This is a genomic window from Streptomyces clavuligerus, from assembly GCF_005519465.1.
Taxonomy (GTDB): Bacteria; Actinomycetota; Actinomycetes; order Streptomycetales; family Streptomycetaceae; genus Streptomyces; species Streptomyces clavuligerus.
The window spans coordinates 1523274-1546056 of sequence record NZ_CP027859.1 but is presented as its reverse complement, the minus strand read 5'-3'; the positions used below and the strand labels follow the sequence as shown (position 1 = coordinate 1546056).

At 71.5% G+C, this 22783-nt stretch carries 15 protein-coding genes; 3 read left to right on the top strand and 12 right to left on the bottom strand.

All coding sequences use genetic code 11. From position 1 onward, the window contains the following. Positions 1 to 7 precede the first annotated feature (7 nt). The 4 genes from CRV15_RS34700 to CRV15_RS34685 form a co-directional block, all read right to left on the bottom strand. Positions 8 to 811 carry a TIGR03084 family metal-binding protein gene (locus CRV15_RS34700; protein ID WP_009999609.1) on the bottom strand — a complete coding sequence of 268 codons (804 nt, stop codon included), beginning with the start codon at positions 809 to 811 and terminating at the stop codon, positions 8 to 10. 214 nt (positions 812 to 1025) lie between these two features. Beyond that, positions 1026 to 2069: a hypothetical protein gene (locus CRV15_RS34695; RefSeq protein ID WP_003958088.1), complete on the bottom strand. Its 1044-nt coding sequence runs from the start codon at positions 2067 to 2069 to the stop codon at positions 1026 to 1028. After that, a complete protein-coding gene (locus CRV15_RS34690; RefSeq protein ID WP_003958087.1) occupies positions 2066 to 3721 on the bottom strand; it encodes an FAD-dependent oxidoreductase in 1656 nt (551 codons plus the stop codon). The genes CRV15_RS34695 and CRV15_RS34690 overlap by 4 nt, the downstream gene beginning before the upstream one ends. Next, a complete protein-coding gene (locus CRV15_RS34685; protein WP_003958086.1) occupies positions 3718 to 4284 on the bottom strand; it encodes a DUF5987 family protein in 567 nt (188 codons plus the stop codon). The genes CRV15_RS34690 and CRV15_RS34685 overlap by 4 nt, the downstream gene beginning before the upstream one ends. A gap of 786 nt (positions 4285 to 5070) precedes the next feature. On the opposite strand from CRV15_RS34685, the gene CRV15_RS34675 reads away from it, so the two are divergent. Further along, positions 5071 to 5835 carry a helix-turn-helix domain-containing protein gene (locus CRV15_RS34675; RefSeq protein WP_044955882.1) on the top strand — a complete coding sequence of 255 codons (765 nt, stop codon included), beginning with the start codon at positions 5071 to 5073 and terminating at the stop codon, positions 5833 to 5835. A gap of 58 nt (positions 5836 to 5893) precedes the next feature. Here CRV15_RS34675 and CRV15_RS34670 read toward each other — a convergent pair whose 3' ends face one another. From CRV15_RS34670 to CRV15_RS34630, 8 genes are all read right to left on the bottom strand, one after another. Further along, positions 5894 to 7249, bottom strand: coding sequence for a cytochrome P450 (locus CRV15_RS34670; protein ID WP_003958083.1), 1356 nt, complete (start codon positions 7247 to 7249; stop codon positions 5894 to 5896). Then, positions 7246 to 7818 carry a flavin reductase family protein gene (locus tag CRV15_RS34665; protein ID WP_003958082.1) on the bottom strand — a complete coding sequence of 191 codons (573 nt, stop codon included), beginning with the start codon at positions 7816 to 7818 and terminating at the stop codon, positions 7246 to 7248. The genes CRV15_RS34670 and CRV15_RS34665 overlap by 4 nt, the downstream gene beginning before the upstream one ends. Continuing rightward, complete coding sequence (locus CRV15_RS34660) at positions 7815 to 8273, bottom strand: acyl-CoA thioesterase (protein ID WP_003958081.1); 459 nt, start codon at positions 8271 to 8273, stop codon at positions 7815 to 7817. Before CRV15_RS34660 ends, CRV15_RS34665 begins: the two co-directional genes overlap by 4 nt. A gap of 3 nt (positions 8274 to 8276) precedes the next feature. Then, positions 8277 to 14135 (bottom strand): type I polyketide synthase, encoded by a 5859-nt coding sequence (locus tag CRV15_RS34655; RefSeq protein ID WP_003963650.1) that lies wholly within the window; start codon positions 14133 to 14135, stop codon positions 8277 to 8279. Continuing rightward, the gene (locus tag CRV15_RS34650) at positions 14132 to 15142 is read right to left on the bottom strand and encodes an enediyne biosynthesis protein UnbU (RefSeq protein ID WP_003958079.1); all 1011 of its coding nucleotides are present in this window, start codon (positions 15140 to 15142) and stop codon (positions 14132 to 14134) included. Before CRV15_RS34650 ends, CRV15_RS34655 begins: the two co-directional genes overlap by 4 nt. A 1-nt stretch (position 15143) precedes the next feature. Further along, the gene (locus CRV15_RS34645; RefSeq protein ID WP_003963649.1) at positions 15144 to 17108 is read right to left on the bottom strand and encodes a CRTAC1 family protein; all 1965 of its coding nucleotides are present in this window, start codon (positions 17106 to 17108) and stop codon (positions 15144 to 15146) included. A gap of 6 nt (positions 17109 to 17114) precedes the next feature. Further along, positions 17115 to 18086 carry a DUF1702 family protein gene (locus CRV15_RS34640; protein ID WP_003958077.1) on the bottom strand — a complete coding sequence of 324 codons (972 nt, stop codon included), beginning with the start codon at positions 18084 to 18086 and terminating at the stop codon, positions 17115 to 17117. A gap of 357 nt (positions 18087 to 18443) precedes the next feature. Continuing rightward, positions 18444 to 18791: a MerR family transcriptional regulator gene (locus CRV15_RS34630; protein ID WP_003958075.1), complete on the bottom strand. Its 348-nt coding sequence runs from the start codon at positions 18789 to 18791 to the stop codon at positions 18444 to 18446. Between the two features lie 473 nt (positions 18792 to 19264). Here CRV15_RS34630 and CRV15_RS34625 point away from each other — a divergent pair, with 473 nt between their 5' ends. After that, on the top strand, positions 19265 to 20845 hold the full coding sequence (locus CRV15_RS34625) for an MFS transporter (protein WP_003963646.1): 1581 nt from the start codon (positions 19265 to 19267) through the stop codon (positions 20843 to 20845). A gap of 302 nt (positions 20846 to 21147) precedes the next feature. Continuing rightward, a complete protein-coding gene (locus tag CRV15_RS34620) occupies positions 21148 to 22650 on the top strand; it encodes a hypothetical protein (protein ID WP_003963645.1) in 1503 nt (500 codons plus the stop codon). The last annotated feature ends 133 nt before the right edge of the window (positions 22651 to 22783 follow it).

The window sequence follows — 22783 nt, the reverse complement described above, 5'->3', positions numbered from 1 at the left end:
TCGGCCGTCACCGGGCGGTGCCGGGGAACTGGCCGGGCCTGCGGCCCTCGCCCGCGGGCCCGCGGTACGCCTGGGCGATGCCGAGCCAGTGGTCCGCGGCGGCACCGGTGGCGGTCAGGGCGAGGTCGTCGCGGTGGCGGCGCCGGGTGACGAGCAGACAGAAGTCGAGTGCGGGGCCGGTGACGCGCTGGGCCGCGTCCTCGGGGCCGAACGTCCACGGCTGGCCCGAGGGTCCGGTCAGTTCAAACCGGAACGGCTCGACGGGCGGAGTCAGGCCGTGTGTCTGGTAGCCGAAGTCCCGGGTGAGGACGGCGAATCCGGCGATGTGGCGCAGCCAGTCGGCCGGTTCGCGGCGGAGCCCGAGCGCGTCGGCGATGTCCTGGCCGTGCGCGAAGGTCTCCATGAGCCCGGCGCACGCGAGGACCGCGGGTGGCAGCGGGTTGACCAGCCAGGGCACCACGCGGTCCGGGGGCACGGCGGCGAGGGCGTCGATCGTCTCGGCGCGCTGGTCGCGCCAGCGCGCGAGAAGAGCGGACGGGGAGTCGCCCCGGTAGGCGGCGAGCGCGGCCCGTACGGCGCCGTCGAAGTCGCCCTTGGCACCCTCGGCCAGGGCACGGAACGTCTCCGGGTCGGCCGCCGCGGTTCCGGCCAGCCGGAAGACAAAGGTCAGATGGGCGATCTGGTCGGTGATCGTCCAGCCGGGAGCCGGGGTGTCCAGCGCCCACTGGGCGTCGTCGAGATCCGCCACCATGCGGTCGGTCTCGTCGCCCGCCGCGGCCAGGTCCTTGAGCACGGTCGTCAGTTCGGACATCGCTCGCTCTCGTCTCTGTTCGGAAAACCGGGAATCCATGGATATGAGGGGGGTACGGGCCTGCGGGAGCGCTCGGAACGGGTCGGAACGGGGAGGTACCGGTGCGGGACGCGCCCCGTGCGCACCGCACCGTGGACCGGGAGCCGGGGCCGGTGTCAGGCCAGCGTGGTCCAACGGGGGTCCCGGTGTCTTCTCCCAGAGTGCTGAGCGCGGTTCAGCCGAGCCCGGCCAGCCGGCGGCCCGCGCGCCGGGCCGCCGCGAAGCTGACCCACGAGGTGAGCTCCACCAGCAGCCGGTCGGCGGAGCCCGTGGCGGTGGCGCGTACGGCGTCGATGTCCGCGGGCCCCACCTGGTAGGAGGCGAGCGCGGTCAGCAGGGCGAGCCGCCCCGCCGGACGGGCCTCGGTCGGCAGGGGTCGGGTCCTCTCCTCCAGCCAGGTGCGGACGGGGCCGGGTGGCCGTCCGTCCCAGCGCTCCAGTTCGGCGAGGACGAGCGAGCGGACGGGCACGGGTGTGGAGCGCGCCCCTGCCGCCTCCAGGACGGCGGCCGCCCGGGCGAACGCCGCACCGATGTGCGGGGTGGCCGCCGCCCACGCCAGGTCGTCCGGGAGCGGCGCTTCGGGCAGGAGCGCCAGGGAGTCCCCCGGGGCGGGGGACTCCGCGCTCCGGGCGCGCAGCGCGCGGGTGACCATGCGCAGGACCGCGTCGCGCGCGGCCGGAGGCGAGGCGGAGGGCAGCGGCGAATCGTCGAGGAAGACGTTCACCATGCGGTTGAGGTAATGGAAGGCGACGGCGGTGCCCACCATTTCCGGTACTGCTGCCGGAGGGCACGGTGGCGGCCCGCCGCCGCTCCCGGGTGGTCGCCGCCGGCCCTCCCTGAGCCACGCGACGACCGGACCGTCGTCGCCGGCGGCGTCCGGGGGAGCGTCGGAGCGGAGGCCGGAGAGCGTCGCACCGTGGATCTGGACGCAGTACGGGCAGGTATTGGCCTCGGACACGGCCGTGGCCACGGCCTCCTTGGCCGTCCGGCCCATGACCGTCCCGACGAGGAGTGTCTCCCGGAGCATCGCCCAGGCGCCCGCGAGGACATCGGGGGCGGGCGAGTGGAGGGCGATGGGGGGCGCGACGGCGCCGAAGTCGCGTTCCGCCTGCCGGTAGACGGCGGCGACCTGGCCGCGGGCGGCAGCGGGCCGTACGGCGGACACATGCCGGACCCGCACCAGGGCGCCGCGCGCGCTCCTCAGCAGGAGCCTCCTCATCCTCGTACCAGAGGGGTGGTGAGAGGCAGGACTCCGCGCCGTCCGCTCGTGGCGCCGTCGGGGGCGGGGGCCCCATAGGTGACGTCGATGCCCCGTTCCCTGGCCGCCCGGACGATGCCCGGCATGGCCCGCTCGGCCACAGCGGCGATGGTCATGGCCGGGTTGACGGTCAGAGCACCGGGGATCGCGGAGCTGTCGGTGACGAAGATCCCGGGGTGGCCGCGGAGTTCGTTGCCGTCGTCGAGGGCCGACGTGCCGGGGTCGTCGCCCATGCGGCAGGAGGCGAGCGGGTGCACGGTGTAGGCGCCCACCACGTCGTTGGTCCACGGCATGACCTCGGCCAGCCCGTCCCGGCCGAGGATGTCGGCGACCTCCGCGTCCGAGCTGGCCCAGCCGTGGAGCGTGTTGGGTGTGGGGACATAGCTGAGGCTGCCGTGGCCGAGCATCTGCTGGGAGATGCGGGTGGCGTTGCCGGTGGGCGGGGGCGGGCCGAAGACGCCTTCGTTGTCGTCCTCGCTCATCGTGAAGATGGTCAGCCAGGAGCTCCAGCGCTTGAGGATCTCCTTCTTGTGCCGGCCGAACCAGGTGGGTCCCTCACCGCGGGCCGTCTGGGCGAGGATCGTGCCGAGACCCGGCGGGAAGTAGAGCTGTTCGAGGGAGTAGCGGGAGTACTCGGGCAGCGAGCCGTCGAGCCGGTCCCAGCTCGCGACCGTGGGGCCGCGGCCGATGTGGTTGGCACCGTAGGCGGGGCCTTCGCCCCGGGTGAGGCCGAGCACCTCGGCGGCCCGGTCCTCGTTGATGACGGCCGTGTTGAGGCGTTCGCCGTTGCCGGAGAAGTACCGGCCGACCGCCCGGGGCATCGTGCCGAGGGCGGCTTCGCTGCGCTGGAGGATGACGGGGGTGGCTCCGGCGCCCGCCGCGAGGACGACGAGTTTGGCGTCGATCGCCCCGGTGCCGGTGTGGACGCGGTAGTCCTCCTCGTCGACGGTGTCGTAGTGGACGCGGTAGCCGCCGTCGTCGGTGCGCTCGATCCGCTGGACCTCGTGCAGCGGCAGGACGCGCGCGCCGTGCGCGAGGGCGGCGGGCAGGTAGTTGAAGAGCAGGGAGCGTTTGGCGTCGAAGCGGCAGCCGGCCATCATCCAGTTGCAGTTGACGCACCGTTCGGTGTCGACGGCGACCGGCAGCGGGTTGGCGGTGCGACCCGCGTGATGGCAGGCCGCCGCCCACAGCCCGCCCGCGTAGGTGACGTCGTCCCAGGTCTGGGTGGTGACGGGCATGGCCTCGGCGACGCGGTCGTACCACGGGTCGAGAGTGTCGCGGTTGATGGCGGCGGGCCACATGCGCCGTCCGATGCTGCCGTGCCGCTCGAAGACGAAGCGCGGGGCGCGGGGCATCGAGGCGAAGTACACGACGCTGCCGCCGCCCACGCAGTTGCCGCCCAGCACGCTCATGCCGTCACCGACGGTGAAGTCGAAGGCCCGGGTGTAGGAGGAGCCCAGTTTGTAGTCGTGCTCGAAGTCCTTCCCCTCCAGCCACGGGCCGCGTTCCAGCACCGTGACCCGGGCCCCGCCCGCCGCCAGGTGGTAGGCGGCGATGGCACCGCCGAAGCCGGAGCCGACGACCAGGACATCGGTGTTCTGCGCGGTGGTCATGCGGGACTCCCTGAGGGGGTCGTGCCCGGGTGGAGGCGGGCGAGCGGACGGCCGTAGGAGTGTGCGGGGTAGCGCCAGACGCCGTCGGGGTCCGGGGGGGTGAACCCGAGTGCGAGGAGCCCGGGGTGGCCCTGGGCGATCGCCTCGGCGGTGTGCAGATGGGCGGCCGAGTCGTAGGCCATGTTGCTGAAGAGGGTGAGCAGCACCCAGAACTGCTTCTCGGGGTGGCCGGGCGCGGTCAGCCGTTGGACCAGGGCCGTCCGGTGGTCGAAGTCCAGGGCCACGAAGGGCTCCACGTCGTCGTCCAGTCGCAGGCCGTGCTCCCGGGCGTACTCCGAGGTGTGCTCGTTCAGCAGTCGTGCCAGTTCGTCGAGGCCCCCGGCCAGTCCTGTCGCGTCCCACTCCAGCAGTTGGATCGCACCCGCCTCGACGGCACCCGCGTCGTCCGAGGCCCCGGCCACCGCCCGGTCCCCCTCCCACCGTTTACTGCCGGGGACGATGGTGTCCGCGAACGCCTCCAGCGTGCGGGTTCTTGCACTGTCCGTGGTAGTTTCCACAGCCATTGTCTCCTGAATACATCGATAGGTTTAACCACCCTCAAACTAGGAAGACTGAGTTCGTTCAAACAACTTGCAGATTGCTGGATGCGGTACGCGCGAGTCGGCAACCATCACACCCTTGGCCTGAACTCGACAAGCAAGTACCCTCGTCGAGGCAGCTCAAATCAGGCATGAACACACAGTCACCTGCATCTAAAACGGGTGCAAGACCCGCATACCGACATCGACTGGACCGCGAGGGAGCCCGTTTTGACCGGTACTGATACGCGATGGCGAGCGGATGCTCACACCATCGTCGCATCCGACTTATCACGGATCGATTCCCCATGACTCGACAGAATCGACGAGCGGGCATCCGGAGCCCGGCGCACGCGGACGAGCGGCTCCCGCCGATACTCGCGCACCGCCCCGCCCCACCGGTCCCCGACCGTGGGCACCGCCTCGTCGCCGCCATGCCACAGGACGGCGCGGCCGTCGAGACGACCTTCACGGAAGATAACGGGAACGAGGTACTCCTGCGGACTGCGGAGAAGGTCCGCTTACGGCACCTGCGGCATCCCTTCGGCTCCGCTCCACGGCGGGAGGGGTTCCGCCGGCTGCGTCCGTGAACCACCACTGCCGCGACCATCAGTACCAACGAAGAGAACTGATGGTTCGTCATCTTGCCATGCCCGCACACCGCGCCGCCGCCGTCGCGACAGCCGACGGGCGCACCGCGCCTGCGCGGAGCCGCACATCACCGAAGACCTGATGAGACAAGAAGCAGGCAAACTGACGCAGGAGAGGTTTATGCAGACCACTGCCGAACGAGCAGTAACACGAGTCATCAGCTCCATGTACGAGAATCTCGGGGAAGAAATAACCATCGACGACATGGCCGAAACGGCGATGTTCAGCAAATTCCACTTCACCCGAATGTTCAAGAACATGACAGGCACTTCACCCGGAAGATTTCTTTCCGCGCTCCGGCTCCAGGAGGCCAAACGGCTCCTCGTCAGCACCGAGCTGAACATCGCGGATATCAGCAATATCGTCGGATACCAGAGCGTCGGCACGTTCAGCTCCCGGTTCAAGAGTTCCGTCGGTCTGGCCCCGACCACATACCGTCAGCTCGGTGGCTACACCCCGCGGATCAACATGGCCGGCACGGGACCGGGCAGAACGCGCTCCGCCCTGCTGCGGGGCACCGTCCGCGCCTCGGAGGGCACCGCCCCCGGGCCCGTCTTCATCGGACTGTTCGCCGGCTGCATCCCGCAGGGGCAGCCCTCGCGGTGTGCGGTGCTCGACCGCCCGGGGCCCTATGTCCTGGAGGACGTCCCCTACGGGACATGGCATGTACTGGTGCAGTCCGTCCCCTACGGGATGGAGGAGGTCGACGGGGCCGAATCCGACACCGCCCCGTCGATCGGGGCCTACGGCCCCGTCACCGTGAACGCGGACACTGTCGCCAAGCCCGCCGACATCGACCTGCGCCCCATGGGCACGCTCGACCCGCCGGTGCTGCTGGCACTGCTGGACATGCGGATGGCCGCGCTGGAGGCGATCGCCGGCTGACCGGCCGTCGGGGGAGGGACACCGCCCCTCCCCCGACGGCTCGACGGGCCGCCGCGGTTCACTGCGCGGCGGCCCGTACCTCGACCCGCAGGCCGTCCCGGACCCGCAGCGACAGCATGGGCTCGGGCACCACCTCGCGTCCCGGCACCGTCCGCAGTGTCAGCTCCCGCGCGATCATCGCCGTCACCAGGACGGCCTCCGTCATGCCGAGGTTGCTGCCGATGCAGAACCGGGGCCCCCCGCCGAACGGGATGTAGGCGTAGCGGGGCCGGTCCGCGGGCCGGGCCGGATCGAAGCGCTCGGGGTCAAAGCGCTCAGGCTCCGCCCAGAACTCCGGATGACGGTGGAGCGTATAGGGACAGATAAGTACATCCGTCCCTACAGGCACATGGTAACCACCGACGTCGTCGGCCCGCTGCGCGCGCCGCGGCAGAATCCACACGGGCGGATAGAGCCGCATCGCCTCCTGTACGACCATCCCGGTGTACGGCAGGGCGTGCAGGTCCCCGAGGACGGGCGCGCGGTCGCCGAGGGCGCCGCGCGCCTCCTCCCTGACCCGCGCCGCGGCCTCCGGATGGCGGTCCAGCAGGTGGAACGTCCAGCCGAGCGTGCTCGCCGTCGTCTCGTGCCCGGCCAGCAGCAGGGTCACCAGGTCGTCGTGGAGACGTCTGCGGCCGACCTCGGGGTCGGGCTCCCGCCGGGTGGAGTCGATCAGCCGGGAGAGCACGTCGTCGGCCGGGCTCTCGGCGGGCCGGTCCGTCCGTTCCGCGACAAGCTGGTCCACCACGCGCCGCAGCTCGGCACGGGCCTGGTGGAAGCGGCGCTGCTGGGGCAGCGGCGCCCACAGGGGAACCATCCCCTGCGTCACCATCTCGAACATCGCCTGGTCCTGCACGGCTTCGAAGGCGTGTCCGACCGTGCCGTACGCGGTCAGGTCGGTGTGCAGCAGGGTGCGTCCCAGCACCCCGAGGGTCAGCTCGGTCAGCTCCTGGGTGAAGTCGACCGGCGCGCCCGACTCCTGCGCCCGGAGCCGGGCGATCAGCTTCGCCGTCTCCTCGACGATCACATCCGCCTGAGCGGCCAGGTGCTGGTGCTGAAAGGCGGGCTGGGCGGCCCTGCGCTGGGTGCGCCACAGCTCGCCCTCGCTGGTCAGCAGCCCGTCGCCCAGGGCGCGTCTGGCCTCGGTGAGCCCTATTCCCTTGTGGTAGGCGGCGCTGTTGTCGGCCAGGACGTGCTTGGCGTAGTCGGGGTGGTTGAAGACGTACAGCGTCCGGGGGCCCAGGGTCACGCGGACCGCGTCCCCCAGCGCCGCGGCCTCCGTCAGCAGCCCGAGCCGGTCGGTGACCAGTTTGCGGAACAGCCGCGGCAGCTCTCTGCGCAGCGGCCCCGGCGGGGTGCGTGCCGCCCAGCTCATGCCGCCGCCTCCGCGTGTTCCGGCGCCAGGTTCCGGAAGCGGCCGCCGGCGAAGAGCAGCGCCTCCCCGGCGGGGGCCCGGCTCAGGGCGAGCACCTCACCCAGGAACACGGTGTGGTCGCCGCCGTCGTAGCGGGCGCGGCCCGCGCACTCGAAGTGGGCGAGGGCCCCGGTGAGCAGGGGTGCGCCGGTCACCGTGCCGGGGCGCCAGTCGCCGACGGCGAACTGCCCGGAGCCCAGGGGCCGGGAGCGGTCGGCGAAGTGCCGGGCCACCTCCCGGTGGTCCGCGGCGAGCACGGACACGGCGAAGTGCTCGGCGTTCAGGAGGACCTGGTGCATGACCGCCTCGCGGCCCACGCAGACCAGGACCAGGGGCGGATCGAGCGATACGGCGGTGAAGGAATTCGCGGTCATGCCCCGGGGCAGCGCTCCCCCCACCGTCACGACCGTGATCCCCGTGGCGAACGTCCCGAAGGCGCCGCGCAGCTCACGAGGGTCCCGCACATCCGGGACCGCTCCCGCTCCCTGCGCGTCGGGCCGTTCGCGGGCGGGCGGCCGGGCGGGGCTCATGCCGTCCTCCTCAGCCGGGGGCTCGCGGCCCCCGTGTACGGTTCGAGCGCGTGGACCAGCGCTTCGGGGACCACGGAGGGGACGGTCGCGGTATTCGGTCCGCGCATGCAGGCCACCCGCTGGCGGCCCCGCGCCACCAGCACCTCGTCCCCGTCGGGCTCCAGTTTCACGTAGTCGAAGGTGAATTCGAGCTGGGTCTGCGCCAGGTCGACGAGCCGCATCCTGATGGACAGTTCGTCGAAGGCGGTGATCTCGGCGAAGAACTCGCACTCCACCTTGAGCGTGAAGAGCTTCAGGTCCGCCCGCACATCGGCGAGCACGTCCGGGGCGTGCAGCTTGAGGAACATCTCGCGGCACCGCCCCTGCCAGCGCAGATAGTTGACGTAGTAGACGTTGCCGACGAGGTTGGTCTCCTCGAAGCCGACGATGTGCCGGTGTTCAAAGTAGTCCGCCATGGTCTAGCGCCTTTCTGTGAGGATCGCGAGGACGACGGGCTCCGCGGCCCCGCGTATCCGGGTGGCGAGCGTGGCGATCCGCAACCCACCCGAGGTGAGCACGGCCCAGCCGTCGTGGGGGGCGGGTGCGAGGGCGAGCGGAGCGGACGCGGTGGCCCCGGCCTTCTGGAGGCACTCGCCCGCCGCCCACACCCTCGTCCGCGCGGTGTCGGTGTCCTCACCGGTCTCCCGTGCCACGAGCAGTGCGAGCGCGTCCCGTGCGCCGAGCAGTGCCTCCCACTCCGGGGCGGGGCGGGCGGCGACCTCTTCGACGTCGCAGGCCACGGTCCCGTCGTCGGGACCGGACACCGCGCAGAGCGTGAAGCCCGGCCCGTGGGAGGCCGAGAGGGACCGGCCGCCGGGAAGTTCGGGCCGTCCGTCCGCGCGGTACCGCGGCCGGGTGGGGGCGCCGAGGGCGCGCGACGCGGCGGCGGCCGTACGAGAGCGGCGGAGGCGGGTGCTCGCCTCGCCCTTGGCCGCCACCGGCTCCACCGCCACGGACAGCCGTACGCCCAGCAGGTCCTCCGTCGTCCTCTCCAGATAGGGGCCGAGCAGCGGTGCCGCCCAGGGGCCCGCGCCGTCACGCTTGCGCACCGCGCGCAGCCGCAGCCCCTCCCAGCGCTCCACGATGTCACCGTCCGCCGTGCGCACCGCGATGTCGTACGTGTAGCTGTCCCCTTCCCTGTGCCGCTCGACGGCGCTGTAACGCAGCAGTTCGCCGGCGGGTTTGCCGCCGCACGGGTGAATCCGCTCGACCCCCTGCGGCAACAGCGTGGCGTGCGGTACGCAGACCTGGTTGCCGTGCATCAGGGCGTCCCGCATGCCCGGGTCGCCGAGCAGCAGCTCCGCGGGGAGGAAACCGGCGAACCACCCCTCGCCACCCGCCGTCGCCACCTCGGCGTCGACCTCCCGGGCGGCGGCCCGGTGGTAACGGCGCAGCCGGGTGAAGCGTCCGCTCTGGAACAGCACGTCCCCGTAGAGGCCGTCGAACGGGTCGAGGGCCACCGGCGGTGTCCCCTCCGGGACGGGGAGGGGTGATCCGTCCGGCACGGGCGTGTCATCGGTGAAGATCAGCCGGGCCCGGAAGTGCTCGGCGGCGAAGCCGGTCTCGGCGCTGTGCACGACCGCCTCGACGGTGTCGTCGCCGGTGACGACCGCGGCGACGCGGATGGTGGTGCTGCCGCCCGGCGGGACCACGACCGGGCGCAGGAACACGGCGTCCTCGATGACCGGGACCGTGGTGCGGCCGGTGACGGCCGCCGCGACCTGGGCCATCGCCTCCATGCCGAGGACGGCGGGGAACAGCAGGTCGCCGTCGAGGAGGTGGTCGGCGAGATAGGGGTCGTTGCCCACACTCAGCTCGGCCTCGGTCACCAGTTCGACGCCGTGGTAGCGGATCAGGGGCTTCTCGACGAACCGCAGCAGGGGCAGCGGCGGCGAGTCACGGCGTACGGTGGCGATGCCCTCCGTACGGCCGCTGATCACCGTCACGGCGGGCGCGTCGGGGTCGGCCACCAGCCGGCGCAGAATCTCCACACCCTGGTCGGGGGTGACGGGGGTGATGCCCTCGCGGACCAGTGACTCGACGACGGAGAGCCGTTCGCCCATGCCGACCCCGGACCACACGGACCACTCCAGGCACAGGGTCCGGCAGTGCGGATGGGATCGCGCGAACTCCTCGGTGAGATCGGTCAGCCACTCGTTGGCGGTGGCGTAGTGGGCCTCGCCGCGCAGTCCGGCGCGGCCGATGATGCTGCCGAACGCGATCAGGAGCCGCAGCCGGTCCGGTTCGAGCGCGTCCAGGACGGCCCGCAGCCCGTCGACCTTGGGGGCGAAGGTGCTCCGCAGGTCGTCGGCGGTCAGTCCGCCGAGGGCGGCGGGCTCATTGCGCCCCGCGCCGTGCAGGACGGCGGTCACCGGGCCGAGTTCGCCGGTGAGCCGCTCGACCGCGGTACGGACCTGCTCGGGGTCGGTGACATCGGCGCGGGCGTACGCGACGGTGAGGTCGCTGTCCGCCATGCGCCGCAGGTTCGCCGCCAGCTCCTCGTCGGACGCGGGGTCCGAGCGGCCGACGAGGGCCAGCCGGGCGCCGCTGTCACGTGCCACCGCCAAGGCGCATTCGGCGGTGATGCCCTTGCCGCCGCCGGTGACGAGGAGGACGTCGGAGGAGCCCAGGGGCTGCCGGGCGCGGGCCGGGCGCACCGGAAGCGGGCGCAGAACGGGCACCGTGCGGACCCCGGCGGCGTCGTAGTACGCCTCGCTGAAGCGGGCGGTCGCGGCGGTCTCGGCGCGGACCTGTTCGACGGAACCGGCCGCCGCGTGCGCGTCGTACGCGTCCGGGGGCAGATGGACGACGGTGGTGCGCAGCCGGGGGGCCTCCAGGTGCAGGGTCTTGGCGAGGCCCGCGGCGCCGCGGCCGTGCTGGACGAGTACGAAGCGGTGGATGTCCTCCCCGGCGAGGGCGGCCTGCGCCCCGCGCAGCGCGTCGGCGAGCTGTGCCTCGGTGCACGCGGGCGGCAGGCAGACCAGTACGCCCGCCCCGAGCGAGGAGGCCGCGAGCCGGGCGCGCAGCTCCTCGGCGAATGGGTGCCCGGATTCGGCGTGGACCGTCCAGGGGCCGTCGCCCTCCGCGAGCCCGGGGGCGGGCAGCGGGAGTTCGACCGGGTCGACGGCGAAGGGCCTGGCCCAGGCGGCGGCGCCCGCCACCACGGGGGTGGGGTCCGCGTCGCCGGGCTGCCCGGTGTCGGCGAGGGTCTGAAGGGTCTCGGCGAGTTCGCCGACGGTCGCGGTGGCGAAGTTGAGCGGGGTCGCGGCCGGGGGGACGCCGAGCCGCTGGGCGGCGCGGTTGACGATCTGGCCGACCGTGATGGAGCTGAGGTGCAGATCGTCCAGGAGCCTGATGTCGGTACCGACCGTCTCCGGGGGGAGTTCGGCCCGCTCGGCGACGATGGAGCGCAGCACATCGAGAGCGCTGGGCGCGTCGTCGTCGGCCTGTGCCCGGGTCTCCTCGGGCCCGGGAGCCTGCGGTGCCGGGTCGGCGGAGGCCGTGGTGTCCCGGCCGCCTTCCACCCGGATGTCCGGGGCCTGCTCGGTGGGGTTGGCGAAGAAGCGCAGCTCGGCGCCGACCTCCAGGGGCCGGATCAGCCGGTCGCGGAAGAGCCGGTCGAGGGTGAGCGGCGCACCGAGGACATAGGCCGCGGCGGCCACCCGCAGCAGGGGGCGCAGCGATTCGCTGTCGGTGTCCAGGGAGAGCGCCGGTACGCCGGTGACGGCGGTGGCGAGGGGGGCGAGGACTGCTCCGGGTCCGACCTCGACGAAGAGGTCGGTGTCCCGGGCGGCTTGCTCGACCGCCTGGGTGAAGAGCACCGGTTCGGTGATCTGGCGGCGCAGCAGGGCGGGGATGTCGGTGTCGGCGGCCAGGGGGTCTCCGGTGACCGTGGACACGAGGGACTGCTGGACGGGCCCGAAGGCGAATCCGGTCAGCTGTGCCAGGAACGCGTCGGCGGCGGGGGCCACGAGCGGGGAGTGGAAGGCGTGCGAGACGGGCAGCCGCACGGCGGCCGTTCCGGCGGCGCGGGCGCGCTCCAGGACGGTTTCGACCGCGTCGACGGGTCCGGCGAGGACGGTCTGCCCGGGGCCGTTGTACGCGGCGGTGACGACAGGCAGTCCGGCCGCGAGAGCGACGGCGGCGGGCGCGGGGGCGGTGACCGAGACCATGGTGCCCGAGGCGCTGTGCTCGGCCATGGTGTGCCCGCGCAGCCGGGCGATACGCAGCAAGGACTCCGCGTCGAGCGCTCCGGCCCAGTGCAGGGCGGAGAGTTCGCCGAGGCTGTGGCCGACGGCGACGGTCGCGTCCAGTCCGAGGGCGTCGAGGGCGCGCAGCCCGGCGGTGGAGCCGGTGACGATGCGGGGCTGGGCGGACTCGGTGGCGACGGTGTCGCCGGTGCTGGGGAGGGCGGCGCGGGCGTGGACCTCGGCCGCCTCGGTGAGGCGGCGCCCCAACGCGCCGCCGCCGGTGCTCTTCCCCGATCCCTGTCCGGGGAAGAGGTAGCCGATGCGGGCGGGGCCCCGGACCCGGCCGAGGAAGGCCAGACCGTCCTCGGTGAGGTGTTCGGTACCGCCGGTGTCCAGGACGTCGACCAGCAGCCGCAGCAGCCGTTCGGCCTCGTCGGGTGAGGAGGCGACGACGGCGGCCCGGCAGGGCGCGTCGCGCAGTTCCCGCTGGAGGGTGGCGGCGAGGTCGCCCAGTTCGGCGTAGGAGACCCGGGCGGCGAAGTCCGCCAGCCCGGCCAGGCGCTCGCGCAGCTCCCCGGGGGAGTCGGCATCGGCCAGGAGCAGTTCCGCGTCCTGGACGGAGGAGGCGAGCACGCGGTGACGGCCGGTCAGCGTACGGCGTGGCACGGAGGCTCGCGGCACGGAGGCTGTGGTGCCCTCCGGTTTGTCGAGGACGACGTGGACGTTGATGCCGCCGAAGCCCATCGCGGTGATCCCGGCACGGACCGGGGCCCCCTGCGGCCACACCTCCGCCCGGCGCAGCACCCTCAGCGGGGCTTCTTCCCCCGTGAGCAGGGCATGGGGCTCCCCACAGCCGACAGCCGGTGGCAGGATCTCCTCGTCGACGGCCATCGCGGCCTTGATCAGTCCCGCGACCCCGGCCGCCGCCTTCGTGTGCCCGATCTGCGCCTTCACCGAACTCACCACCGCCGCCGGACCGACAGGCCCACCGGCCGCACGCGCCCCGCCCAGAGCCCCCAGCTCCGTGGCATCACCCACCTCCGTCCCCGTCCCATGGCCCTCGAACAGCGCCACCGACCCGATACCGAACCCGGCCCGCTCATAAGCACGCTCCAAAGCGAGCCGGTAACCGCGCTCCTCCGGCCGGGTCATACCGCCCTGCCCGTCGGAGGAGATGCCCCAGCCCGCCACCGTCGCGTACACCCGGTGCCCGGCCGCCAGCGCGTCACCCTCACGCATCAGGACCACCATGCCGCAGCCCTCGCCCGGCCAGAACCCGCCGGCACGCCGGTCGTAGACCCGCATCTCCCCCCGCGCCAGCGCACCCGTCTTCGCGAAACCGATGATCTCGAACGGATCGATCGACAGATCCACACCCCCCGCCACCACCACATCGGTGTCACCGTCGATCAGGGACTTCGCCGCCTGCGTCACCGACAGCAGGGACGACGAACACGCCCCGTCCACCGTGTAACCGCCGCCGCCCAGATCGAAGTGGTTGCAGATCCGCCCCGCGATCGTGTTCGACAGCCCCCCGGCCAGCGTGTCCTCGTCCACCGGCGGGAACGGACTCTTGTACGAGGACTCCACGGCGTCCAGGAAGCCGGCGAGCTTCCCGTCGTCCCAGCCCTCCTCCCGCAACGCCGCCCCCACGACCCGCCGCACATACGGCCACCGCAACCGCAGCGTATTCGCACGGGTGAACTCACCCGTCAGCGTGTTACCGACGACCACACCCGTACGCCGCCCCGGCAGCCCCGCCCCACCCGGGAAACCCGCATCCGCCAACGCCCGCCCCGCCACATCCAACGCCAGCCAGTGCGTCAGATCCGTCGAACGATACGTACTCCCCGCGATCTTGTGACCCACCCGGTCGAAGGAGTACCCCTCGATCACCGCCGCGTTACGGGCATAGAAACGGTCGGGACGGGCGGGGTCGGGGTCCCAGTAGTCCGCCAACCGCATCCGCTCATCCGGCAGCCTGCGGAAGGCCCGGCGGCCCGCGAGAGCGTTCTCCCACAACTCACGAGGCGAAGCCGCATCCGGATAACGGCACGCCATACCCACGATGGCTATGCGCGATGTCATGCGGCGATCGCCTCCTTCTCCGTGCCCGGGGTGGCCCCGGGGCCTGCGAGGGCGGCCACCGGGGAGTCGGTGTCCGCAGTGGGTGGAGCGGGGGCCAGGCTCAGTCCGCGCCGGGCCGAGATGTCGATCCACCAGAGATAGCCGCCGCGGACGAGGCAGACGGCCGCGGTGGCGAAGAAGATGCCGTAGGCGATGCCCAGCGCGGTGAGCACCCCGTACATGAGGGCGACGCCACCGCCGAAGGCCATCTGGGCGACGGGCTTGGAGGGCGTGGTGCCGGGGTCCGTGATCATGTAGTTGGTGAAGAGGACGAAGGCGACCCCCGTCATCATGCCGAGGGCTCCGGGGATGGCGGTGTCGAAGATCAGTCCGCGCAGGACCGCCTGGAGGACGAATCCGACCAGCCAGGCCATGATGAGCCACATGCGGCCGGTGAGCTTCGCGTTGAGCAGAGTGCCGGTCATGATGATGACGAGCGGGATCAGCCAGTCGAGGGGGCCCGAGACATACTCGGTGAAGTGGTACGGGGGTGCGATGCTCGCCCAGGGGAACAGCAGCAGGATCACCGCGATGCCGAAGTTCGACGGGTTCATGAAGTGCCGCAGCCTGCCGCGCACCGGCGCGCGCAGCACCCATTTGGCACCGACGGCGACGATGACACCGAAGAGCATCACCCAGACGCGGTCGTTGACATAGGTCAGCATGTTGAGCGCGAGGGCGGTGATGTGCGCGGGGAAGAGGAACTCGACGACCCCGCGTACCCCGTTGCCCCGGAAGCGCTCCGTCCTGCCCTCGGCGCGGGCTGCGACGACCTCCAGGACTATTTCCACGGCGTAGGCGGTCGCAAGAGCGAACAGCGGCCAGGTCCAGGGCTGTTCGAAGCCGAGCAGGGTGTAGCCGAGGATGTTGAAGACGGAGATCGAGATCGCGAACCGGCGCAGGGCGGTGACGACCTTGGGATCGTAGCGCGGCGCGGGAGCTGTCATCTCTGCGGTCGTGTCCGTCATGTCACTTCTCCTTCGCCGTGGTGCCGAGCTCGATGGAGTGGCGCCCGGGGGCGAGCTTCAGCTCCTGATCGCGCACCTGCCCTGTCCTGTCGCGCCAGCGGAGCTGCACCTTCAGGGGGCCCTCGACGCCGTCGCCGAGCCCGATGTGGACCTCGTGGCTGCGCTTGCCCGAGTGGCCGCCGCCGCCGTCGACCCGGCCGACATGCCGGGAGCCGTCCGGGTGGACCACGGTGACCTGTGTGTCGACGACGGGCGAACCGGAGGGGTGGGTGAGGGTCAGACCGAGGTGGGCGCCGGGGTCCTGGCTGCGGTTGCTGTAGAAGACGGGCTCGCCCCACTGCCGGGCCACCGCCAGGTCGAGCCGGCCGTCGCCGTCCGCGTCACCGGTCGCCACGCCCCGGGTGGGGATGGGTATCGCCATACCGAGCTTCTTGGCGACATTGAGGTACCGGCCCTCGCCGCCCTTGGCGAAGAACCGCAGGGTCTGGTCGCCACCGATGTCGTCGCCCTCCTTCACATGGGGCCACCAGTCGGGGTCGTGGGTCAGTCCGTCGTTGGTGGTGGCCAGCTCCTGGAGCTGGGGCCAGCGGTTGGTCTTGCCCTTGACGAAGCCGGTGGTCTGAACGATTTCCAGCTCACCGCTGTTGTCGAAGTCTCCGGTCTTCACATCCCAGCCCCAGCCGGACCAGGCCGTGCCCAGCGGGACGCTGCGGTCCTCGAAGGGGGCCCTGCCGACCTTGAAGTCACTGCTCAGGGCCTCTTTGTTCGCCGCCTTGTTGATAAAGGTGAAGTTGGACTCCTGAATACCGAAGGAGGTGGTGATGTTGCTGACGAACATGTCGTGGAGGCCGTCGCCGTCCAGATCCCCGAAGTCGACGCCCATCCCCTTGAAGGAGCTGCGGCCGAGCTGCTTGGAGCGGGGGACCAGCGGGTCGCGCGGTCCGTCGACGGGCGAGAAGCGGATCTTCCCGGGGCTGGACCGGTTGTGCAGCAGCCGGGAGGTGCCGAAGTCATGGGCGAGATACAGCTCGGGCAGGTGGTCGCCGTCCAGGTCGGTGGCGGCGGCGCCGAGCGTCCAGCCCTTCCTGACCTCCTTGGGCAGCGCGCCGTCGGCCCGCTCGAAGCCGTCGGGGGTCCAGCGGTAGACAAAGTCCTCACCGCCGTTCTGGGCGTGCGAGAGCGAGTCGTTCATCTCCACGCCGCCGTCCAGCGTCGGATCGAGGACGGGGCTGTCGGGGAAGTAGTTGCCGATGAGGATGTCCTCGTGGCCGTCCCCGTCGAAGTCCGCGATGGTGATGGCGTTGGTGTTCCACTGCGGTCCGGTGTAGGTCGCCCGGCCCACGTCCCGCACCAGCTCAGCGGGCTCGAAGGAGTCAGCGGTCAGTACGTCCTTCCCGGGGGCGCCGGACACGGCGCGCGCGGGCGCACCGCCCTTCGCGGCCCGGCCCGGCTTCGTCGGCTTGCCGTGGAAGAGCACCGGGGTGCGGCCCCAGTAGTAGACGATCAGGTCGCTGACGCCGTCCTCGTTGAAGTCCCCGGCGGCGCAGCCCATCGGCGCCATGGTGCTGCTCATCGGCAGCGGCGCGGGGTCCAGCGCGAAGGCGCGGTACCGGTCGGCGGCCTTGCCCGGGGTGGGGGTCACCACGACCTGGTCGATACGGGGGTCGGTAACGCACAGGTCGTTGGAGAGTCCGTCGCCGTCGACATCGTTCATCGCGACACCCGCGCCGACGGACGAGATCCATGCCGCGATGTCCTTGTAGTCCCTGTTCACCTTGCGGATCGTCTGCTGATCGAATCCGGAGGGCATGGAGACCGACATGGGGCGGAAGGAGTATCCACTCGCCATACGTGCCACATCGGCCTCGGAAGGCGTCGGAAGGCGTACGGCATAGAAGGTGCTCGCCATGAGCGTGAGAGCGACGATTCCAGGAGCTTGCCTGCGTAACAATTTCCGTGCGGCCATGGTTCTCTACACCTCTCCTCGGACAGAAATTTTCTCGGCGATTCTCTGGCGCCACTCCTCATAGGCATGGCCATCGGCGTCGTCCGGCCGGCCGGGCTGCAATTCGCGGCAGAGCCGGGCCGCCTCGGCGGGTTCCAGGCCGCACAGCACCCGGGTGGCGAGCCCGGTTTCGGGACCGGTGAGCCCCGCCTTCTCACGCGCCTCGGCGGCGAACGCCGATCCCTGGCCGACCTGGCGCGCGTGCTCCCCGGCGAGCCGCAGCAGCAACCGCAGTTCCTCCTCGTCCGCGCCGCCCGCGTATGTGGCGGCGAGTCCGACGCCCGCGCACAGATCGGCGTGGCGGGCCGTGGGGAATCGTTCGATCAGGTTCATGACAGACTGGGGGTCGGTGCCGCCGATGAACCACAGCGCGCGGCCGATGCCCTGGTCCATGGCGCGCTGGACATAGGAGGCGGGTTCGAAGGGAAAGCGCCGGGGGGCGTCCTGGTGGTGTCCGTAGACGTACTTGGTGGTGTGGAAGTACGCCTGGTGGAAGCCGTAGCCGTCGAGGACGAGCCACCGCAGGAGCGGGGAGGTCGCCGAGAGACCGGGCCAGCGGAACCGCGGCAGCCTGGCCATGGCCCAGCCGATGCCGACGTACGCCATGTAGACGTGGTGCCGCCCGTCCCCCGCCAGGAAACCCGCCAGTCGTCTGCCGCGGCTGCCCGGCAGCGCGTCGACGACGGTGCACCCCATCGCCGCGCCTTCGTGGGCGAAACCCCGGAAGCGCACCGGGACCATGTCCAGGCGGTGTTCGAGCTCCGCGAGCGAGCGCGACTCCGCGGCGTGACCGTATCCCGCGAGAAAGTTGCGACCGATGTTCTCCAGAAGCTCCTGCGCCGCAGGGTCCTTCTTGTGGAAACCACGTTCATCGAGACTCACTTGCGAAACATTTGGGGTGAGAATACGGCGCCGCAGCGCACGCAGATCTGCTCCCATGAAGCTCCACCACCCTTCGTCGATTTTTCTTTCACACGCGGAGCACATGAAATGCCGTCGAATTCAGAATGTACACAGGACCGCTGAACGGGCGTCCACTTCCATGGTGCTCAGCCCATCACGGCGGCGCTGCGCCCGGGCACCGGCCCCGCGTACGGCCGGCCGCCCGGTGTCCCCCGCAGGGCGCCGGGCCGGACCCCGAAGCCACCCGGGCCGGGGGCGGAGCCGACGGCAGTCGGCGCGGCGTGCCGGGAACGGTCGGCATGATCGGCCCTCTCGTCGGTATACGCCTCTGGCATGTGTCAGCGGGGACCATCATCGGACGCTGCCGTCGGGCCGGGCATCTCCCCGTGTGCGCTACCGGGCGGTACTCGCCGTCCTCGCTCCTGAGGCAAGCCTTCCGAGGGCAAGGCGCAGCGCGTCCGTGAGGAGTTCGCCGACAGCGAGCGGAGCGCCTGCCCCAGAGCCTCCGCTGTCCGGCCGCGACACGGTCGGCGGTTCGACCGCGCCGACCGCGCCCATGATTTCCGCCACTTCGGAAAGGGAGTGGCCACCGATGTCGACGAGCGCCCGCATCAGTGCCAGACGGCCCAGTTGGGCCGTCCCGTAATCATTCTTCCCCACCTCAGTGGGGTCTTCGCGCAGATATCGTTCAATAGTCGTGGCGGGAATTCCGGACACAGCGCTGAGAACGGAGAGACTCATGGACGTACCCCCTTGTTCCGAAGCAGCGGGGAATCCGCGGTCCTTCCCAAAGTAACCGCACTTCCCGGACACTTCGTCTTCCAGATTGCCGGGCCCGCACCCGCCCCGCACCCGCCCCGCTCCCGGGCCCGCGTCCACCCCGTCGCTCCGGTTCCACCTCGCCGGCCCCTCTGTTCCCGTGCGCCCTCCCTGCGGCCATGGAGCGGCAGCGCCGGCCCTCCCGGGTGCTCCTCGGCGCTCCGCCGTGCCCGCCGAAGGGGGTGAAACCGCTGCCCAGAACCCCGACGGATACCGTCGCCGACCACCCGGAGTGCGCAATCGAGAAGAAGACCGGGGGAACCGAAGGCTGCTGAGATGTCCTCCGGGAATCGGGCCCGCGTTCCGCCCTGCGCTTCTTCCCTCACACCCTCATCGTTCGAAATTCAACCCTGCCCTGCCTTGTCCCGCACGTCAGCCGAAGGGAAGAGACTCCGATGAACCGTCTCAGGGATCGAGGACTGATCCCGCGTCCGCTCCTCTTCTGGTCCGGGATCGTGGTCTGTTCGGCGGGGGTGGCCGAGCACATCCGGATGTTCGTCGACGCCGCCGAAATGCACTATCACATGGCCCATATGACGATGGGTGCCTCCATGTGGCTCGCCATGGCGGCGATCGTGTTCGGGCTCGTCCTGTCCGGCGTGGGGCTCCTGCCCCGGCGCCTCGGCCACCCGCCCACAGGAGCCCCCGGGGCGGCCGGGTCCCCCATACCGGACCCGCCCGTCTCCGCACAGCAGCGGACCCGGCTGCGCAGACGGCTTGTCGCCGTCCTGTCGTTCGCCTTGGTGGTCGATCAGATGAAGCCCGCCACACTGGCCTTCGTCCTGCCCGGCGCCCGCGCCGAGTACGGTCTCACGGCCGCGGAGGTCGCCGCGCTGCCGATGGGCGGGCTGACCGGCACGGTGCTCGGCTCGCTGCTCTGGGGCCACCTCGCGGACCGTATCGGCCGCCGCTCGTCCGTCCTGCTCGCGGCGCTGCTGTTCGTGGCGACCACGGTGTGCGGCGCGATGCCCAGCTTCGAGGCGAACGTCCTGATGTGCTTGCTGATGGGGATGTCGGCAGGCGGCATGCTGCCGATCGTGTACGCGCTGATGTCCGAGGTGTTCCCCGGACGCAGCGGGCTGATGGTGTTAACCGCGGGGCTGACGACCGTCGGCGGCTATCTGGCGGTCAGCGGGCTGTCCGCGCTCCTTGAGCCCTCGTACGGCTGGCGGAGTCTCTGGTTCTTCCAGCTCCCGCTGGCCCTCGCCCTGCTGGGCCTCAACCGGTGGATTCCGGAGTCCCCCAGCTTCCTGGAGTCGCGCGGACGCAGCGCCGAGGCGCGGCGCATGGCTCTTCAGTTCGGTCTGACGCGCGCCCCGGCCGAACCGCGGACCCCGGGCGGTGCGCGGGCGCTCCTCGGCCCCGGATATCTGGGCCAGACGTTGGTCATCTCCGGCTTCGCCCTCTCCTGGGGACTGGTCTACTGGGGGTTCGTCACCTTTCTGCCGACCGTGCTCAAGGACTCCGGTCTCAGGACCCCGGCCTCGGAGATCCTCTTCGCCTCCGCCCTGCTCTCCGTACCGGGCACCGCGGTCGCCGCCTGGCTCTACAGCCGCTGGTCGACCCGGAAGACCATGACGCTCTACGGCGCGATCACCGCGGGATCGCTCATCGCGCTCATCGCCGTACCGCTGGACAACCCCCGGGTCGCCGTCCCGGTCCTGATCGGCCTCCTCACCGGTGCCAGCGGTGTGGTCTCCGTGCTCGGCCCCTACACCGCGCAGGTGTACCCGACGGCCTTCCGCGGCCTCGGCAGCGGACTCTCCGCGGCGTGCAGCAAGTCCGGCGGCATCGTCGGCCCGCCGCTCGTCGGCTGGATGCTGGCCGCGATGCCGCTCGGCCGGGTCGCCGCGGTCATCGCGGTCCCGATGGCGCTCGCCTCGGGGGCCATCGCGCGGTACGGAAAGGAGACCGGGAGCACGGCGGCGGACACCGGGCGGACGCCACAGGCACCGGACCGCGCCAGGGTGGGCTGAACCCGGCTCGGCCGGGGATACCGGAGTTCCCGGTGCGGCGGCACGGTCGACGGGGGTACTCGTCCGGGCTGTTCCGAAGGCCATGCGGGGATCCGGGCCGGTGTCCCTCCGGTCGATCTGCCCCTGGCTGTGGTGGCTTCGGCCGGAAAACACGCCCCGTACGGCGGTGCGCGGGCCGAGGTGTCCGGACGGTCGGACAGGCGATCGTGTCTCAGGGCTGCCCCTTTGGCCCTTCACGACCGGCGGCCACCCTCGTAACAAGGTGCCCAAGGAGACAGAGACAAGAAGTGAGGGGGTTCGTCATGCGGGCGAAGAAGGAGCAGCCGGAGAAGTCCGCCGGTGTCCGTCGCGCGCCGGGCCCGTCCCCGCGGCTCGGCACCAGAGCGCCGCTCGCGGGCGGCCCCCTCCCGCCACAGGCGATCGGGGCCCTGCAACGCGCCATCGGCAACGCGGCGGTGGTGCGGATGATCGAACAGCAGCGGGACGGTACCGGTCCGGACGAGCGGTCCGTGCAGCGGTCCGTCAGCGTGCAGCGGGAGCCGGAGACAACCCTCCGGTGGGCGGAGGACAGCGGCCGGGAGGAGGGCAAGAGCAGCGACGAGGGCAACAGCAGCGAGGAGGAGGAGTTCTTCGATCACTCGGACATCGAGGCGAACGTCACCCTGAGCGACAGCGAGTCCGACAGCGACTCGGAGGACGACCCGTGGATCTGCTCCACGAGCGGGAATGTGGCGGTGGGCAGGCATGCCCAGGGCAAGGACCTCTACGCGGTGGAGTCCGTCGTCGCCGACGCGAACGCGGAGCTCCAGGCATCGGGTGCGGCCGTGCGGCTCAGACCGGCGGACGGGGAGGTGCCCGGCGAGCTGTCCCTCCGCGGGCTGCGGAAGTGGCGGCCGGTGATCGTCGCGGGCGGTCAGGAGCACGGCGACGAGGACATGCTGCGGGTGGACCAGTGCATCGAGGTCGCCCGCGTCGTCACGGGCAAGTCGCTGAACAGGGTGCTGCTCGCCCCGGAGGAGGGTGGGACGGAACGGGTGGAGCACGAGCAGAAGCCGGACGACGTCCTCGGTCTGACCTCGTACCCCCGCCTGGTGACCCAGCCGGGCATGACACCCGGCGACCTGGCCCGCCGGCTCCCCAACGACAGCGGGTATCTGCTGTTCAGCTGGCGGGATGCGGACATCGACATCGACATCGAGGAGGAGCACGACGGGGAGGTCATGCCGGCCCTGAGGGCGGCCCGTGACGACCTCGGGGAGGCCGACATGCCGCTGGACCACGCCAGAGCGCTCCTCGGCGCGATGAGGTCCCGGCAGCTCGAAACCTATCCGGCGCTGCAACAGCTCCTGGTCGACCGGCTGGAGGAGTCCGGGCTCTTCGGCGAGGAGCCGTCGGACGCCACCAAGGAGCGCATCGAGGCCGTCGCGCAGAAGGTGACCGGTCTCGCCAAGTCGCGCCATCTGCCGTACGACCGGCCCGATCAGGAACGGGACGCCAGACTGGGCATCAACGAGGCCGCCGACGCGCGGGTGGGCGAAGCGCTGGCCATCTACTCCACGCGGGGCCGGTCGAGGCCCGAGCAGGAGGCGGACCAGGAGTCGGGTGCCAGGCCGCCGTGGGCGTACCACTTCGCGGGGGTCGTGCTGAAGGACGGCAAGGACGTGGTCACCCTGGAGAACTACAACCGCCGGGGGAAGCCGGGGGCGAACCGGAAGTGGTACTTCGCCCTGTACGGTCCTGAGCGCACCTTCCACGAGGCGCATCGCCAGACGGTCACCGGAGCGCTCACCCTCGCCATGCGGTGAGCGCCGCCGTCGCCGCCGTCCTCCCCGTCTCCCCGGCTGGTCGGCTCCTCGGCAGGTCGACGGGTCGGCCGGTCGGGTACGGGGTCGGCCGCCGTGCGGCGGCCGACCCCGTACCCGTATGCCCGTGCTTCGG

Bases quoted from the DNA above. Each gene is read 5' to 3' on its own strand.
- CRV15_RS34650 (WP_003958079.1), bottom strand. From the start codon at position 15,142: ATGACGGACACGACCGCAGAGATGACAGCTCCCGCGCCGCGCTACGAT.
- CRV15_RS34645 (WP_003963649.1), bottom strand. From the start codon at position 17,108: ATGGCCGCACGGAAATTGTTACGCAGGCAAGCTCCTGGAATCGTCGCT.
- CRV15_RS34655 (WP_003963650.1), bottom strand. From the start codon at position 14,135: ATGACATCGCGCATAGCCATCGTGGGTATGGCGTGCCGTTATCCGGAT.
- CRV15_RS34675 (WP_044955882.1), top strand. From the start codon at position 5,071: ATGCAGACCACTGCCGAACGAGCAGTAACACGAGTCATCAGCTCCATG.
- CRV15_RS34660 (WP_003958081.1), bottom strand. From the start codon at position 8,273: ATGGCGGACTACTTTGAACACCGGCACATCGTCGGCTTCGAGGAGACC.
- CRV15_RS34665 (WP_003958082.1), bottom strand. From the start codon at position 7,818: ATGAGCCCCGCCCGGCCGCCCGCCCGCGAACGGCCCGACGCGCAGGGA.
- CRV15_RS34690 (WP_003958087.1), bottom strand. From the start codon at position 3,721: ATGACCACCGCGCAGAACACCGATGTCCTGGTCGTCGGCTCCGGCTTC.
- CRV15_RS34630 (WP_003958075.1), bottom strand. From the start codon at position 18,791: ATGAGTCTCTCCGTTCTCAGCGCTGTGTCCGGAATTCCCGCCACGACT.
- CRV15_RS34625 (WP_003963646.1), top strand. From the start codon at position 19,265: ATGAACCGTCTCAGGGATCGAGGACTGATCCCGCGTCCGCTCCTCTTC.
- CRV15_RS34620 (WP_003963645.1), top strand. From the start codon at position 21,148: ATGCGGGCGAAGAAGGAGCAGCCGGAGAAGTCCGCCGGTGTCCGTCGC.
- CRV15_RS34685 (WP_003958086.1), bottom strand. From the start codon at position 4,284: ATGGCTGTGGAAACTACCACGGACAGTGCAAGAACCCGCACGCTGGAG.
- CRV15_RS34695 (WP_003958088.1), bottom strand. From the start codon at position 2,069: ATGAGGAGGCTCCTGCTGAGGAGCGCGCGCGGCGCCCTGGTGCGGGTC.
- CRV15_RS34670 (WP_003958083.1), bottom strand. From the start codon at position 7,249: ATGAGCTGGGCGGCACGCACCCCGCCGGGGCCGCTGCGCAGAGAGCTG.
- CRV15_RS34700 (WP_009999609.1), bottom strand. From the start codon at position 811: ATGTCCGAACTGACGACCGTGCTCAAGGACCTGGCCGCGGCGGGCGAC.
- CRV15_RS34640 (WP_003958077.1), bottom strand. From the start codon at position 18,086: ATGGGAGCAGATCTGCGTGCGCTGCGGCGCCGTATTCTCACCCCAAAT.